Consider the following 15,157-nt stretch of genomic DNA (forward strand, 5'->3'; position numbering starts at 1 on the left):
CACAGCCCCGGTCCGTTGGGCAGGGAGCCGACAAGGGAGGGTTTCACCGTGCAGTGCCCCACCGACGGGACCACGCTCGTGATGAGCGAGCGCAAGGGTGTCGAGATCGACTACTGCCCCACCTGCCGTGGGGTGTGGCTGGACCGTGGCGAGCTCGACAAGATCATCGACCGGTCGATGGAGGCGGAGATCGCCGCCGAGCCGGCGTCCCGGCCCGAGCCGCCGGCGTCGGCGCCGCCCCCGGACTACCGCGCGGTGCCGCCGGGCGGGTACGAGCAGCAGCGGTACGACCAGCCCCGCTACGGCGGCGAGCGGTACGACGACCGCCGTCGGGACCCGCGGTACGACGGCCGCGACGCCTACGGCCGCAAGAAGAAGCGGGACTCCTGGCTCGAGGACCTCTTCGACTTCTGACGCGCGACGGTCAGGGCAGCTGCTCGCGCACCTGGCGCTTGGCCCGCGTGAGCATCCCCGCCATGCCGTTGAGGCGCAGCGGGCTCACCGCCCGGGTCAGGCCGAGCGACAGGGGGAAGTCCTCCGGCACGTCCAGGACCTGCTGCGGCGTGAGCCCGCTCAGCCCCTGCGCGAGGATGGAGGCGAACCCGCGCGTGGTGGGAGCCTCCTGCGGTGCCGTCGCGTAGAAGTGCACGACGCCGTCGCGCACCTCGGCGAAGGCGCGCACCGGCGACTGGCACTCCTCCACCTTCTCCAGCAGTCCCGGCTGGCTCGCGTACCGCTCCGGCAGGTCGGGCAGCTCGCCCGCGAACTCCAGGAGCAGCTGGAGCCGGTCCCGCTCGGTGAGGGCGAGGAAGTCCTCGCGGATCTCGGCGAGCTGCTCGGGCAGCGCGGGCGTCGCGGTGTCGGTCATGGTCCCAGTCTCTCGCAGGTGGTCAGGCGGCGGAGGGCCGGCGGCGGCACCGGTCGCCGCCGCCGGCCCTGTGCTCACCGGGGCTCGGGCCTCGTGCCCGGTCAGGCGGCCGCGCCGGCGCGGGCAGGCACCTCGCCGGGCTCGGCGCCCGCTGCGATCGGCACGCGCACCGAGTTGCCCCACTCCGTCCACGAGCCGTCGTAGTTGCGCACGTTCTCGATGCCGAGCAGGAACTTCAGGGCGAACCAGGTGTGCGAGGAGCGCTCGCCGATGCGGCAGTAGGTGACGACGGCGTCGTCGGCCGTGATGCCCAGGCCGCCGGCCTCGGGGGAGCCCTGGTAGATGGCCTCGAGCTCGGCGCGCGGCTTGTACGTGCCGTCCTCGGCCACGGCCTGCGCCCACGGCACGTTGCGCGCGGTGGGGATGTGGCCGCCGCGCAGCACGCCCTCCTCGGGGTAGTCCGGGATGGCGATGCGCTCGCCCGTGTACTCCGGGTTGGAGCGGATGTCGACCAGCGGGCCGCGCCCGAGGTGGGCCAGCACGTCCTCCTTGAAGGCGCGGTAGGTGGTGTCGTCGCGCTCCACGACGGGGTAGTCCACCCGCTCGCGCTGCGGGATGTCGGTGGTCAGCTCGCGGCCCTCGGCGGTCCAGAGGTTGCGGCCGCCGTCGAGCAGGCGCACGTCCTCGTGGCCGAACAGCGTGAACACCCAGGCGGTGTAGGCGGCCCACCAGTTGTTCTTGTCGCCGTAGAGCACGATCGTCGTGTCGCGGGTGATGCCCTTGGAGCCGAGCAGGGCGGCGAAGCCCTCGCCGTCCAGGTAGTCGCGCTCGACGGGCAGCAGCAGATCGGTGTGCCAGTCCACCTTGACCGCGCCGGGGATGTGGCCGGTCTCGTAGAGCAGCACGTCCTCGTCGGACTCGACGACGACGAGCCCCGGGTCGTCCAGGTGCTCGGCGAGCCACGCCGTGGTCACCAGCCGCTCGGGGTGGGCGTACTCGGCGAGCTTCGGCGACGGGTCGAGCTGGGCGGGCATGTGTCCTCCTGCGGTCGCGGGTCCGGCCACGGGCGGTGGCTGCGGGCGCACCGGCGGGCGCGCACGTCTACGCAACCACGGGACCGGCGTCGTGCGTCCCGCTCAGCGATGCAATCTCACTACTTGGGACGCAAAGATGAGACGGGTGGCTCACGCCACGGGCGCCGCCAGGTCCCACTGCGTGAAGCGCCCCGCCGCGAGCACGAGGGCCAGCACCACGAGGGTCGCGTTGATCGCCAGCTGCTGCGTCTCCCGGCGCCGCACGTGCACCGCGATGGCCAGCAGCTGCAGCGCCGCCAGGCACGTGGCGGCCAGCGGCGTCAGCCACACCATCTCGCCCGTCGCCTGCGGCACCACCAGCCCTGCCGCCCCGGCCATCTCGACCAGCCCGATGAGCCGCACCGCCCAGCCGGGCATGGCGCCCGCCCACGGCATGCGCTCCGCCAGCGCCGGGCCGCGCAGCACCTTGACGGCCCCGACGACGAGGTAGAGGGCTGCGAGCAGCCCCGTCACGACCCACAGCGCGATGTCCACGCGGTCCTCCCGGCGACGTCCGGGCCTCCCGGCCCCGGTCCGGCGGTCGACGGCGACCACCGGGAGGCAACCTAGCGTGCCGGCCCGGGCGAGGGAACTGCGGCAGCCCGTGCGCCCGGGTGCCGGCCGCCCGACGCGCCCGCGAGAGCGCGGCCCACGCGGGGCCCCCGAGCGTGGCCGCGGTGCTGGCTGCCGGAGCGTGGCCGCGGTGCTGCCTACTGGAGCGCGGCCCGCGCCGTCGACGTCGCGGACAGCCCGATGCCGGCGTCGAACGCGCGGGTGAACCAGCGCACCAGCGGCGGGTGCGAGGTGGCCGCGAGCGTCACGCGGGCCGTGGCGCCGTCGGGCGCCGACGCCTCGACCACCCGCAGGTCGCGCAGCGAGCCGGCGCTGCCGCCGTGCTCGACGAGGTAGCGCTGGACGCTCGCGCGCACGTCGGCGTCCGTCAGCGGCAGCCGGCTCGCCGCCGCCGGGCCGTCGAGGCCGGCCAGCACCTGGGCCGGCGGGGCGGAGTCCGCGGCGTCGGCAGCGACCAGGTCCGTGACGTCGAACAGGCGCTTGCGGTCCAGGTGCACCGCGCTGGCAGATGCGACCATGCCCACGAGCATCAGACCGATCACCACGAACCCGAGCGACAGCAGCAGGATGCGCCCCGACTCACGCGCGTCGTCCCGCGGGTCCACCCGGCCTCCTCTGGATCTGGCGGCGCGTCCGGTCCGGTGCGCGCCCGGGAGAAGAGTGCCAGAGGTGCGCGGGGGGCCGCGCACCCCGTCCCCAGCGGTCGCACGCGCGAGGCCGGCCCGGAGCACCCCGGACCGGCCTCGCGCGCACGGGCCGCCCTCAGCCCGCCAGGAACCTGTCGTACGCGGCGTCGGTGAGGAAGGGCGGGAAGCCCTCGCCGAGCGCCACCTCACGGAACACGGCCGCCGCGTCGTCATACCGGTCGCCGTCGAAGCGCTCGAGGCCGGCCAGCACCTCCTGGAGCACCTGCTCGGTGCGCTCGCGCGTCACCGGGCCCTGCTCCGTGCGGGTGCCGGACGCGATCCACTGCCACACCTGGGACCGCGAGATCTCGGCCGTGGCGGCGTCCTCCATGAGCCCGTCGATCGCCGCGGCGCCCGTGCCCCGCAACCAGGAGGCGATGTAGCGCACTCCCACCGAGACGTTGGAGCGCAGGCCCGACTCCGTCACGGTCGCGCCCTCACGGCTCGCCGAGGCGACGTCCAGCAGGTCCGCCTGCCCCACCCGGACGTCGTCGCGGCGACGGTCCACCTGGTGCGGGCGGTCGCCCAGGACGGCGTCGAACTGGGCGCGCGCGGTGTCGATGAGGTCGGGGTGCGCCACCCACGACCCGTCGAACCCGTCGGCGGCCTCCCTGCGCTTGTCGGCGGCGACCTTCTCCAGAGCGCGCTCGGTGACCTCGGGCCGCCTGCGGTCGGGGATGAACGCGCTCATCCCGCCGATCGCGTGGGCCCCGCGCCGGTGGCAGGTGGCCACCAGCAGCTCGGTGTACGCCCGCATGAACGGGGCGGTCATGGTCACCTGGTTGCGGTCGGGCAGCACGTAGCTCGACCCGCGGGTGCGCAGGCACTTGATGACGGAGAACAGGTAGTCCCACCGGCCCGCGTTGAGGCCGGCCGCGTGCTCGCGCAGCTCGTAGAGGATCTCCTCCATCTCGAAGGCGGCGGGCAGCGTCTCGATCAGCACCGTGGCCCGGATCGTGCCGCGCGGGATGCCCAGCGCGTCCTGCGCCGTCTCGAACACCTGGTTCCACAGCCGCGCCTCGCGGTAGCCCTCCAGCTTGGGCAGGTAGAAGTACGGCCCCCGGCCGCGGGCCACCAGCTCGGCCGCGTTGTGGAAGAGGTACAGGCCGAAGTCGACCAGCGACCCCGACGCCGCGGTGACGCTGCCGTCCGGGTGCCGCACGCGCAGGTGCGCCTCGGGCAGGTGCCAGCCGCGCGGGCGGAACACGATGGTGGGCAGGTCCCTCAGCTCGGTCGAGCGCAGCGCGTAGCTCTTGCCCGCCTCGCTGGTGAACGCCAGCTCGCCGCGGATCGCGTCCCTCAGCGAGAGCTGCCCGCCGACCACGTTCTCCCACGTGGGCGAGGAGGCGTCCTCGGCGTCGGCGAGCCACACCCTGGCCCCCGAGTTGAGGGCGTTGATCGTCATCTTCGGGTCCGTGGGCCCGGTGATCTCGATCCGGCGGTCCTCCAGGCCGGGAGCGCCGGTGGACCCGGCGACGCGCCACGAGGGGTCGTCGCGCACCGGGCGGGTGCACGGGTTGAAGTCCGGGTCCTCCCCGTCGGCGATGGCCCGCACGCGCTGGGCACGGGCGGCCAGGATCTCGGCCTGGGCGTCGGCGAACCGCTCGTGCAGCAGCGCCAGGAAGTCCAGGGCCTCGGGCGTGAGGATCTCGGCGTCGCGGTCCGTGGCGCGGCGGGTGGGGGTCACGGTGGTGCCCGACGCCGGCCCGGCCGTCCGCTCCTCAGTGCGGGTGGGCTCGTGCGTGGGGTCGGTGGGCTTGTCGGTCGCGGTCGTCATGCGTGCCTCCTGGCTGTGGGTGCCGGCGCGCCGCGGGGAGCGCGGCCCGCCGGGGGCCGGTCAGTGGAACTGGGCCGTCTCGGTGGAGCCGGCGAGCGCCAGGGTGGCGGCGTCGGGGTTCAGCGCGGTGGCGATCTTGTCGAAGTATCCGGTGCCGACCTCGCGCTGGTGCTTGGTCGCGGTGTACCCGCGGCTCTCGGCGGCGAACTCTTCCTCCTGGAGCCGCACGTAGGCGGCCATCTGCTCACGGGCGTAGCCGTGGGCGAGGTCGAACATGGAGTAGTTCAGGGCGTGGAACCCGGCCAGGGTGATGAACTGGAACTTGTAGCCCATGGCGCCGAGCTCGCGCTGGAACCTGGCGATGGTGTCGTCGTCCAGGTGCTTCTTCCAGTTGAACGACGGCGAGCAGTTGTAGGCGAGCATCTGGTCGGGGAACTCGGCCTTGACCCCCTCGGCGAACCGCTTGGCCAGCTCGAGGTCGGGGGTGCCGGTCTCCATCCAGATGAGGTCGGAGTACGGGGCGTACGCCTTGGCGCGGGCGATGGACGGCTCGAGGCCGTTGGTCACCTTGTAGAAGCCCTCGGCGGTGCGCTCGCCGGTGATGAAGGGCCGGTCGCGCTCGTCGACGTCGGAGGTGATGAGGGTGGCGGCCTCGGCGTCCGTGCGGGCGATGACGATCGAGGGGACGTCCGCGACGTCGGCGGCCAGGCGGGCGGCGTTGAGGGTGCGCACGTGCTGCTGGGTGGGCACCAGCACCTTGCCGCCCAGGTGGCCGCACTTCTTCTCGCTGGCGAGCTGGTCCTCCCAGTGCACGCCCGCGGCACCGGCGGCGATCATCGACTTCATGAGCTCGTAGGCGTTGAGGGGGCCGCCGAACCCGGCCTCGGCGTCGGCCACGACGGGCACCAGCCACTCCTCGACGCTCTTGACGCCCTCGGAGAACTCGACCTGGTCGGCGCGCAGCAGGGCGTTGTTGATGCGGCGCACCACGGTGGGCACGGAGTTGGCCGGGTACAGCGACTGGTCGGGGTAGGTCTGCCCCGCGGCGTTGGCGTCGCCGGCCACCTGCCAGCCGGAGAGGTAGATGGCCTGGAGGCCGGCCTTGACCTGCTGCACGGCCTGGTTGCCCGTCAGGGCGCCGAGGGCGTTGACGAAGTCCTCCGAGCGGAGCTTCTCCCACAGCTGCTGGGCGCCGCGGCGGGCGAGGGTGTGCTCCTCCTGCAGCGAACCGCGCAGCACGACGACGTCCTGCGGGCTGTACGTGCGCTCGACGCCGGCCCATCGCGGGTCGGTGGCCCACTGCTCGGCGAGCTGCTCGGCGGTCTGGACGGCGTCGCCCGGGCGGGCGGGGCGGCCGGTGGCCGTGCCCGCGGTCGCGCCCGGGGTCCTGTCCGGCGTCTTGTCCGAGGGGCGGTCGGTGAGGGTCGTCATCGTGTCCTCCAGGTCGAGTGCTGTCGAGTGCTCTGCGAGCGCCTGTGACTTCGACCTTCCTCGCCCTCGCCGGGCCTGCGCCAGGGTGGCCCGGGGAGAAGTTCTGCCGTTCTTCTCCTTGAGGGAAAGGGTGACGTGTGTCACCCTCAGTTATGGCTATCTCGACGTCGAGAGACCTTGCGGCACCGCCCGCGCCGGCGACCCCGGCGGTGCCGCTCCAGGACGAGCCCGACGCCCTGACCATCGGGCGCCGGGTCCGCCACCTGCGCACACGCCGCGGCATGACCCTCGAGGAGCTCGCCGCCGCCATCGGCAAGGCGCCCTCCCAGGTCTCCCTGCTCGAGAACGGCCGCCGCGAGCCCACGATCGCGCGCCTGCAGGCCGTCGCCCGGGCGCTCGGCGCCTCCATCGACGACCTGCTCGCCCCGGAGCCGCCGTCGCACCGCGACGCGCTCGAGATCGAGCTCGAGCGCGCCCAGCGCGGCCCGCTGTTCAGCTCCCTCGGCATCCACCCCGTCCGCGTCGGCAAGTCGCTGCCCGGAGACGCGCTCGAGGCGATCGTGGCCCTCCAGCGCGAGATCGAGCGCCTGCACACCGAGCGAGCCCTGACCCCCGAGGAGGCGCGGCGCGCCAACACCGACCTGCGCCACGACATGCGCGCGCAGGACAACTACTTCCCCGAGCTGGAGGAGGTGGCCCGCCGCCTCCTGGACGGCGTGGGGCACCACGGCGGGCCCCTGCCCCAGCGACAGGCCAGCGATCTCGCCGCCCACCTCGGGTTCCAGATCCACTACGTGCCCGACCTGCCCCACTCCACCCGCGCCGTCATCGACCGCCGCCACCACCGCGTCTACCTGCCCAGCAACGGCATCCGCGGCCGCTCCGACGCCCGCTCCGCGCTCCTGCAGGCCCTCGCGTCCCACGTGCTCGAGCACGCCGAGCCACGCGACTACTCCGAGCTGCTGCGCCAGCGCGTCGAGGCCAACTACCTGTGCGCGGCGCTCCTGCTGCCCGAGCGCGACGCCGTCCGGTACCTGCGCGCGGCCAAGGAGCAGCGGGCGATCTCGTTGGAGGACCTGCGCGACGCCTTCGCCGTCTCCTACGAGACGGCGGCGCACCGGTTCACCAACCTGGCCACCCGCCAGCTCGGCGTCCCCGTGCACTTCATGAAGGTCCACGAGTCCGGCGTCATCCACAAGGCGTACGAGAACGACGGCGTGCGGTTCCCCACCGACGCCCTGGGGACGGTCGAGGGGCAGTACGTCTGCAAGCACTGGACCGCCCGGGTCGTCTTCGACGTGCCTGACAGGCTCAGCCCGTACTACCAGTACACCGACACCGTGACGGGTACCTACTGGTGCACCTCGCGGGTGACCGACACGCCCGACGGGCAGTTCTCCGTGTCCGTGGGCGTGCCGTTCGCCCAGGTGAAGTGGTTCCTCGGCCGGGAGACCACGGCCCGCGCCACCTCGCGCTGCCCCGACGAGTCGTGCTGCCGCCGCCCGCCGCAGCCGCTGGCCGCCAAGTGGGCCGGGCACGCCTTCCCGAGCGCCCGCCCGCACGCCTCGATGCTGGCCGCGATGCCGCAGGGCGCCAGCCCCGGCGTCGACCAGACCGAGGTCTACGAGTTCCTGGAACGGCACGCGCCGCAGGGCTGAGAGCCCTGCGGCGCGTGCGTGCGTCGTGCTCGGTGCGTCGGCGGTCGGTGACCGCGGCGGTGCCGGTCAGGCCTGCGGCTGCGGCGCAGCCGGCCGGTCGTCCGGCGTACCCGCCCCGGTGAGCCCGTCGCCGCCCTCGGCAGCGATCTCGTCCACCGTGGTGCTGGGCGCGAGGTCGGGTCCGGTCAGGTAGGCGGAGCGCGCCAGGGCCATGGAGCCGACGGCGGAGGTGGCGAGCTGCAGCGCGACCGCGATCACCACCTTGACGGTCGAGTCGAGGGCGGGCTGCAGCAGGAGCACGCCCACCACCACCTGGACGATGCCGAACCCGGCAGCCGTGGAGACCGCCGAGGCGCGCGTGTACAGGTCGGGGAAGCGCAGGAGCCCGAGCCCGGCGCTGAGGAACGTCAGCGCTCCGAGCACCACGAGCACCTGCCCGATCACGGCGAGGACCTGTGTCATGCCGTCACCTCCGTCCTCGGGTCATGACCCGTGCGAGCGAGAGCGCCGAGAGGAACCCGACGAGGGACGCGACGAGCACGAGGTCCAGCGTCCCGGTCGCGCCGAGCAGCGTGCCGAGCAGCGCCACGAGCGCGATGACGCCGAAGAAGAACAGGTCGGCCGCGACGGCCCGGTCGGCGTCGCGGGGGCCGCGGACCATGCGGTGCACGGCCGGGAGCATGGACAGGGTCACCAGCACGACGGCGACCCACAGCACGGCGGTCATCGGTCGGCTCCTTCCCGGCGCGTGGCGCGCAGCATGTGCTCCTCGATCCGGCGCACCTCGGCGCGCAGCTCGTCGGGGCCGTCGGCGTACATGCCGTGCACGTACAGGGTCCAGCGGGCCTCGTCGGCCCCGTCGGCACCGCCGGCACCGCCGGCACCGCCGGGGGCGTCGGCCTCGGGCCGGTCGCCCTCGCCGGCGCGCGCGCCCAGGGTGAGGGTGCCGGGCGTCAGGGTGATCGCGGCGCCGAGCAACGTGACCTCGGCCTCCGTGCGGCACCGGCTGGGATAGCGGGCGACACAGGGCGTGGACGCCTGCCCGGGCGTCACGCTGTCGCGGATCACCTTGACGTTGGAGGCCACGACCTGGCCCAGGAACCACAGCACGAACCAGGCCCAGCGCAGGGGCCACGTGATCCAGCTCATCCGTTCATCACCGCCTGCACGTAGGTCGTGGTGTCGAGCAGGTTGCCCGCGGCCACCTCGCACAGCGCGAGCAGCCCCTCGGCGCCCAGGCCGAGCACCACGGTCAGGGCGGCCAGGGCCACCGACGGCAGCGCGAGGCCGAGGCCGACGCGCCGTCGCGGCTGCACGGCGAGGATGGTGGTGGCGTCCCGCGCGACGGTCTCGTCGAACTCGCCGGTCGCGTGGTCGGGGGCGAGGCCCCCGCTGCGCGCGGCGCCCTTGCGGGCCCAGAACATGCCCGACCAGATCTTCATCATGGACATGAGGGTCACGATGCTGACGACCAGCATCACCACGACGGCGGCGATCTCGCCGGCGTCGAGCGCGGCCCAGATGAGGGTCAGCTTGGCCACGAACCCGGAGAACGGCGGGATGCCGGCCAGCGACATCGCGGCGACGAAGAACGCGACGGCCAGCAGCGGCTCGGCGCGGGCCACGCCGGTGACCGACCCGAGCGGCCCGGTGCCGTACCTGACCTCCACGGCCCCGGTGGACAGGAAGAGCGACGCCTTCACGATCATGTGGTGCAGCAGGTAGAAGATGCCTGCCGTGAGACCGAGGGGTCCGAAGAGGGCGACGCCGAGCAGGATGTAGCCGATCTGGCTGACCATGTGGAAGGCGAGGATGGAGCGCGTGGAGCCCTCGCCCACGGCGCCCATGACGCCCACGGCCATGGTGATCGAGAACATCAGCACGCCCACCCACAGGTACTCCTGCATGCCGTCGAACACGACGGCGTACACCCGGTAGATCGCGTACACGGCGACCTTGGTGTGCAGACCCGAGAACAGCGCCGTCACGGCGGGCGAGGCGTCCGGGTACGTCCGGGTGAGCCAGCCGTGCGCCGGGACGATCGCGGCCTTCATCGACAGGGCGAAGAGGCACAGGGCGACGGCGACCGCCACGGTCGTGGACTCGCGGGCGGCGCCGGCCAGCTCGGCCAGGTTGACGGTGCCGGCCACGCCGTAGGTCAGGGCCACCCCGGCGAGGAACACGGTGGAGACCAGCAGGTTCATGGTCACGTACAGCCGCGAGCCGGTCAGGCGCCGCAGGGGGGCGCGGCCCGAGAACGACATCACGAGCAGGCCGTAGGACGGCAGCAGCATGACCTCGATGAACACGAAGAGGTTGAAGAGGTCGGCGGTCAGCAGGGCTCCGTTGACGCCGGCCGTCAGCACCAGCACGAGCGGCGCGAAGAACCGCAGGTGGGCGTGGCCGGAGGCGATGGCGAACGCCGAGCAGGCGAGCGACAGGATGCCGGTGACGGTCAGCAGGAGGGCCGCGAGCTGGTCGGCGACGAAGGGGATGGCGATGCCGGGCCCCCACAGGCCGACGGCGTGCCCGACGGCGGATCCGTCCGCCGTGGCGGTCACGAGCCACACGCCCGCACCGACAGAGGCGGCGAGCGTGGTCAGCAGGACGGCGTCGGAGCGGCGGGGCCCGAGGGGCAGGAGGACGAGCAGCGCGGCCACCACGAGGGGGACGGCCACCAGCATGGGGATCGCGGCGCTCACGGGGTGGGCTCCTTGTGGATCTCGGGTGCGGCGGCCCCGTAGGCGCGCGCGATCTCTGCCACGTCGAGTGGGTCGTCGGAGGCGACGACCTCGGAGCGCGCGGCGTCGGACAGGTCCCTCGTGTCGTCGTCGCGGCGGCCCACGACGGACAGCGCCAGCATGTAGACGGTGATCGCGAAGGCGATGACGATGGCCGTCAGCACGAACGCCTGGGGGAGCGGGTCGGCCGTCGTCTGGGGGTCCACGGCGCCGTCGAGCGGCTGGTCGCGGCGGCCCGTGCCGCCGGCGGCCACCAGCAGCACGTTGACGGCGTGGCTGAGCAGCGCGAAGCCGAGGGCGATCCTCAGCATCTCCCGCTGCAGGACGAGGTAGACGCCGCCGGCGGCGAGCAGGCCGACGATGATGGCGACGATCATGCGCTCTCCTTCCCGGGAGCCACGGGCTCCGGCTGGGCGGGAGCCGGCCGCGGGGCGGCCGGTCGGGGCGGTGGTGCGGTGCGGCGGGGTGGTGGTTCGCTCCCGAGGAGGTCGAGGGCGGCGACGACCACGCCGATGACGGCCAGGTACACGCCGACGTCGAACACCACGGCCGAGGTCAGGTGCACGCCGAGGACGTCGGCGTGCAGGGGCCGCAGGAACGACCCGTCGGCCAGGCCGGCGAGACCGGTCAGGACGGCGATGCCGATGCCGGAGCCCACGAGGCGGAACGCCACCTTGGACCGGTCGGCGTCGCCCGCCGCCGCGAGGTAGGCGAGGGCGAAGCCGGACGCGGCGACCAGCGCCGCGATGAAGCCTCCGCCCGGAGCGTTGTGGCCCCGCAGCAGGAACCACAGCGACACGAGCACCATGACCGGCGCGAACAGGCGGCTGGTCGCGCGGGTGAAGACGCCGTTGGGCCCCGGGTCGGCCAGCGGGCCGGTGCGGATCAGGCGCGGCTCGGCGTCCTCCTTGGTGGGCAGGATCCGGGTCGCGTCCAGCAGCACCGCGATCACCAGGCCGGTCAGGCCCAGCACGGTCAGCTCACCGAGGGTGTCCAGCGCGCGGTAGTCGACGAGGATCGTGTTGACGACGTTGGTGCCGCCGGTGTCCGCGTAGACGTTCTCGAGGAAGTAGCGCCCGGCGGGGGACATCTCGCGCCGGCCGGTCAGCGCCCACGTGCCGGCGGCGGCCACGAGGCCCGTGACCACGGCGAGCACCCCGGCCCCGGCAGCACGGCCGCGCGAGGGCCGGGCGAAGGTGCGCGGCAGGCGGCGCAGCAGCAGGACGATCACCACGACGGTCAGCACCTCGACGAGCAGCTGGGTCAGGGCGACGTCCGCGGCACCGAGCGTGAAGAACAGGAGCGCGACACCGAAGCCGACGATGCCGACGGTCACCACGGCGCCGAGGCGGGAGCGCGCCCGCACCACGGTGGCGACGCCGGCGGCCACCACGGCCAGGAGCAGCCAGTCGGTGCCCTCCACGTGCGTGAGCGAGGGCCCGAGGCCCCCGACGGAGCCGAGGGCCACGGCCGCGATGACGACGGTGCCGACGAACGGGACCGCGAGGTGGCGGGCGGGGGCGTCGCTGCGGGTCAGGTCGCCGACGCGCACACCGAGCGCGATCGTGCCGCGCTGCCAGGCCGCGACAGCCTGGACACCCGTGATCGGGAACAGGCGCCGGTCCAGGGCACGCTCGACGCGTGCCGCCTTCCAGGCCAGGAGGCCACCGAGCACCCAGACCCCCATGGAGAGGGCGAGCGCCACGGTGAGGCCGTGCCAGAGGGCCAGGTGCGGGTGCGTCTCCTCGCCGGCGGCGGCGCTCGCCGCGGTGGCGGCGAGGTCGTCCAGCGACCAGGCGGCCAGCCCGATGACGACGCCGGCCAGTGCCGGCAGCAGGGCCGGGACGAGCAGCCCGGGGCCTTCCTCGTGCGGCTTGCGCGGGATGTCGGCCGACGCGGTGCCGGGCAGGGTGCGCAGCACCATGCGCGCGCAGTAGGCGAAGGTGAACACGGCGCCCACGGCGACGACGACGGCCAGGGCGGTGCCGGCCGGCGTCGGAGCCTCGACGAAGGAGGCGAGGATGGCCTCCTTGGAGACGAAGCCTGCCAGGGGCGGCAGGCCGGCCATCGAGGCGGCCGAGAGCACCAGGATCACCGAGGTCCACGGCATGGCCCGGCCGACGCCGCCGAGCAGGCGCACGTCACGCGTGCCGGTGCTGTGGTCGAGGATGCCCACCACCATGAACGCGGCCGACTTGAACAGCGCGTGGGCCAGGGTGTGCACCGACGCGGCGGCCAGGGCCTCGGGCGTGCCGATGCCGATCGTGGCGACGATGAGGCCGAGCTGGCTGACGGTCGAGTAGGCCAGCAGCTCCTTGAGGTCGTTGCGCTGCAGGGCGAACACGGCACCCATGACGCTGGTGAGCAGCCCGATGCCGACCAGCAGCACCGTCCACACCGGGACGTCGGCGAGGGCGGCCGAGAAGCGCAGCAGCAGGTAGATGCCGGCCTTGACCATTGCGGCGGCGTGCAGGTACGCGCTGACCGGGGTGGGCGCCACCATCGCGTCGGGCAGCCACGCGTGGAACGGGAACTGGGCAGCCTTGGTGAACGCCGCGACCGCGACCAGGGCGGCGACGGCACCGGCGAACGCCGGGTCGCTCTGCCAGGCCTCGTGCTGGAGGGCGGCGTGCAGCTGCGTGGTGCCGGTGCGCACGGCCACCGCGATGACGGCACCGAGCAGGCACAGCCCGCCGCCGACGGTCACCAGGAGCGTGCGCACCGCGGGGGCGTGCGCCTGCGGGCCGGTGCGGGAGATGAGGAAGAACGAGCACAGCGTCGTCATCTCCCACGCGACGAACAGCACGATGAGGTCGTCGGTGAGGACCAGGAGCGTCATGGCCGCCGCGAAGCCGGTCATCAGGCCGTAGAAGCCCGGGTGCGGCCCGCGCGCCAGGTACCGGGCGGAGTAGGCGAGCACGAGCGCGCCGACGCCGAGCACCAGCACCAGGAACAGCACGCCGAGGCCGTCGGCGCGCAGGCGCAGCGCCACGTCGATGCCGGGGATCCAGGGCACCGACCAGGTGGTGCCCTCGGGCGGGGGCGCGAGGCCGACCCAGGCGGCCAGCGCCGCCAGGCCGGCGGCGAGCGGCCAGCCCGCCTCGCGGCCCATGACGCGGCCCAGCAGGGGCGCAGCCAGGGCGAGCAGGACGACGAGACCCAGCAGCACGGGCAGCATCAGCGGGCCTCGGGCAGGTCGTGGGGGTGGCGGGCGGGCGGGATCGGGCTCGCGGACGCGACGGCTCGGCTCACAGGGGTCCTCAGGGGTCGACTGACGGGACTCGTGGTGGTCCACCACAAGATCGCCGACCAGACTTCCCGGCACGCCGCGACGATCTTACGTGCCGTGCCGGGGTGGTCGGGACTCTCGACGAGACAGTACAGCGGACGGGCGCGCCCGGCCGGGTGAGCGGGCTGGTAGGAGCGCTGGTGGGAGCCTCCGGGAAGCCCTCGGTGCCGTGGGCGCGGCCCGCGGGAGCTCTCGCCGCTCCTCAGGTCGCGCCGCCCCGGCCGCCGCGCGCCATCGTGAGCAGTCGGGTCGTGGTGCTCCAGCTGCGCCCCGTCAGCACGGTGCCGGCAGCCCGTTCGAGCACCTTCGCGGTGATGCGGGAGGTGCCGATGCCGTCGACGTAGTGCACGTACAGGACTCCGGAGGCCACGGTGAGCAGCTCTCGTCCCGGGTTGGCGAGAGCCAGCCGGGCGACGCCCGCGGCGTCGAGCGTGCCGAAGGGCACGTGCACCTGCAGCTGCGCGGGGTGGTCGCGCGCGGCGGCGGTGAACGGGTTGGCGGCCACGACGGCCTCCAGGCGCTCGAGGGAGAGGGCGACGGCGGGGAAGGGCTCGCCGAGCCGCTCCTCCAGGGCTCGGGAGACGAGGTCCGCGACGGCGGTCTCCGACGTCGCGCCGGAGGCGCCCGCCGTCGCGACGAGGTTGCCGCTGGCGGCGTAGGTGCGCGCGTCGGCGAGCCCTGCCGCCGTGGCGGCCGCGCGCAGGTCGGCCGCGGGCACGCGGTGGTGCGGTCCCAGGTTCACGGCCCTCAGCAGGACGACGAACGTGTCGCTCATGCCCCCATGCTGCCCACCGCCGCCGCTCGCCCGCCAACGTGAAATCCGGGTGACATCTCCGTGACACGGCGGCGTGGGAGTGGTGGCGAGAATCACACCGTCGTAGTTTGGCGACAGGGACGGTGCCTCGCCGTCCTCCGGGAGGCCAGCCGATGGGATCGACGCCCTGGTTCGGGTGGGGAGCTGGACGGCCGGTCGCGGCCCGACGGCACACCGCGCGCCCGGGCGCGGCTCCCGGAGCCGGTCGCCTGCCTCACCTACGTGCCCGTGCCGCCCTGCACCGAGA

The 15,157-nt window shown here is 73.9% G+C and carries 15 protein-coding genes; 2 read left to right on the top strand and 13 right to left on the bottom strand.

Translation table 11 applies throughout. From position 1 onward, the window contains the following. Positions 1-48: 48 nt before the first annotated feature. On the top strand, positions 49-414 hold the full coding sequence (locus DNL40_RS01120; RefSeq protein WP_111249392.1) for a TFIIB-type zinc ribbon-containing protein: 366 nt from the start codon (positions 49-51) through the stop codon (positions 412-414). A 10-nt stretch (positions 415-424) separates the two neighbouring features. Here the strand turns inward: DNL40_RS01120 and DNL40_RS01125 are convergent, their stop codons facing one another. The 6 genes from DNL40_RS01125 to aceA all read right to left on the bottom strand — a co-directional run bounded on the left by DNL40_RS01125 (position 425) and on the right by aceA (position 6,408). Beyond that, positions 425-868, bottom strand: coding sequence for a SufE family protein (locus DNL40_RS01125; protein WP_111249393.1), 444 nt, complete (start codon positions 866-868; stop codon positions 425-427). A gap of 101 nt (positions 869-969) precedes the next feature. Then, on the bottom strand, positions 970-1,902 hold the full coding sequence (locus tag DNL40_RS01130; protein WP_111249394.1) for a sulfurtransferase: 933 nt from the start codon (positions 1,900-1,902) through the stop codon (positions 970-972). Between the two features lie 150 nt (positions 1,903-2,052). Beyond that, the gene (locus DNL40_RS01135; protein ID WP_111249869.1) at positions 2,053-2,436 is read right to left on the bottom strand and encodes a DoxX family protein; all 384 of its coding nucleotides are present in this window, start codon (positions 2,434-2,436) and stop codon (positions 2,053-2,055) included. A gap of 215 nt (positions 2,437-2,651) precedes the next feature. After that, on the bottom strand, positions 2,652-3,119 hold the full coding sequence (locus DNL40_RS01140) for a hypothetical protein (protein ID WP_111249395.1): 468 nt from the start codon (positions 3,117-3,119) through the stop codon (positions 2,652-2,654). 157 nt (positions 3,120-3,276) lie between these two features. After that, positions 3,277-4,977, bottom strand: coding sequence for a malate synthase A (gene aceB / locus DNL40_RS01145; protein WP_111249396.1), 1,701 nt, complete (start codon positions 4,975-4,977; stop codon positions 3,277-3,279). A 60-nt stretch (positions 4,978-5,037) separates the two neighbouring features. Then, positions 5,038-6,408, bottom strand: coding sequence for an isocitrate lyase (gene aceA, locus DNL40_RS01150; protein WP_111249397.1), 1,371 nt, complete (start codon positions 6,406-6,408; stop codon positions 5,038-5,040). Between the two features lie 152 nt (positions 6,409-6,560). On the opposite strand from aceA, the gene DNL40_RS01155 reads away from it, so the two are divergent. Beyond that, the gene (locus DNL40_RS01155; RefSeq protein ID WP_111249398.1) at positions 6,561-8,066 is read left to right on the top strand and encodes an XRE family transcriptional regulator; all 1,506 of its coding nucleotides are present in this window, start codon (positions 6,561-6,563) and stop codon (positions 8,064-8,066) included. A 66-nt stretch (positions 8,067-8,132) separates the two neighbouring features. On the opposite strand, the gene mnhG is transcribed toward DNL40_RS01155, so the two are convergent. The 7 genes from mnhG to DNL40_RS01190 form a co-directional block, all read right to left on the bottom strand. Continuing rightward, positions 8,133-8,528, bottom strand: a complete 396-nt coding sequence (gene mnhG, locus DNL40_RS01160) for a monovalent cation/H(+) antiporter subunit G (protein WP_111249399.1) — start codon at positions 8,526-8,528, stop codon at positions 8,133-8,135. Between the two features lie 4 nt (positions 8,529-8,532). Beyond that, positions 8,533-8,793: an MrpF/PhaF family protein gene (locus tag DNL40_RS01165; RefSeq protein WP_111249400.1), complete on the bottom strand. Its 261-nt coding sequence runs from the start codon at positions 8,791-8,793 to the stop codon at positions 8,533-8,535. Next, positions 8,790-9,215 carry a Na+/H+ antiporter subunit E gene (locus DNL40_RS01170; RefSeq protein WP_111249401.1) on the bottom strand — a complete coding sequence of 142 codons (426 nt, stop codon included), beginning with the start codon at positions 9,213-9,215 and terminating at the stop codon, positions 8,790-8,792. The genes DNL40_RS01165 and DNL40_RS01170 overlap by 4 nt, the downstream gene beginning before the upstream one ends. After that, positions 9,212-10,768, bottom strand: a complete 1,557-nt coding sequence (locus DNL40_RS01175) for a monovalent cation/H+ antiporter subunit D family protein (protein WP_281268407.1) — start codon at positions 10,766-10,768, stop codon at positions 9,212-9,214. Before DNL40_RS01175 ends, DNL40_RS01170 begins: the two co-directional genes overlap by 4 nt. After that, on the bottom strand, positions 10,765-11,184 hold the full coding sequence (locus tag DNL40_RS01180) for a sodium:proton antiporter (protein WP_111249402.1): 420 nt from the start codon (positions 11,182-11,184) through the stop codon (positions 10,765-10,767). The genes DNL40_RS01175 and DNL40_RS01180 overlap by 4 nt, the downstream gene beginning before the upstream one ends. After that, the gene (locus tag DNL40_RS01185) at positions 11,181-13,985 is read right to left on the bottom strand and encodes a DUF4040 family protein (protein ID WP_111249403.1); all 2,805 of its coding nucleotides are present in this window, start codon (positions 13,983-13,985) and stop codon (positions 11,181-11,183) included. Before DNL40_RS01185 ends, DNL40_RS01180 begins: the two co-directional genes overlap by 4 nt. A 313-nt stretch (positions 13,986-14,298) precedes the next feature. Next, entirely contained in the window at positions 14,299-14,871 is a 573-nt protein-coding gene (locus tag DNL40_RS01190) for a DUF1697 domain-containing protein (protein ID WP_111249404.1), read from the bottom strand. Positions 14,872-15,157: the final 286 nt, after the last annotated feature.

The organism is Xylanimonas oleitrophica (assembly GCF_003244315.1).
Lineage (GTDB): Bacteria > Actinomycetota > Actinomycetes > Actinomycetales > Cellulomonadaceae > Xylanimonas_A > Xylanimonas_A oleitrophica.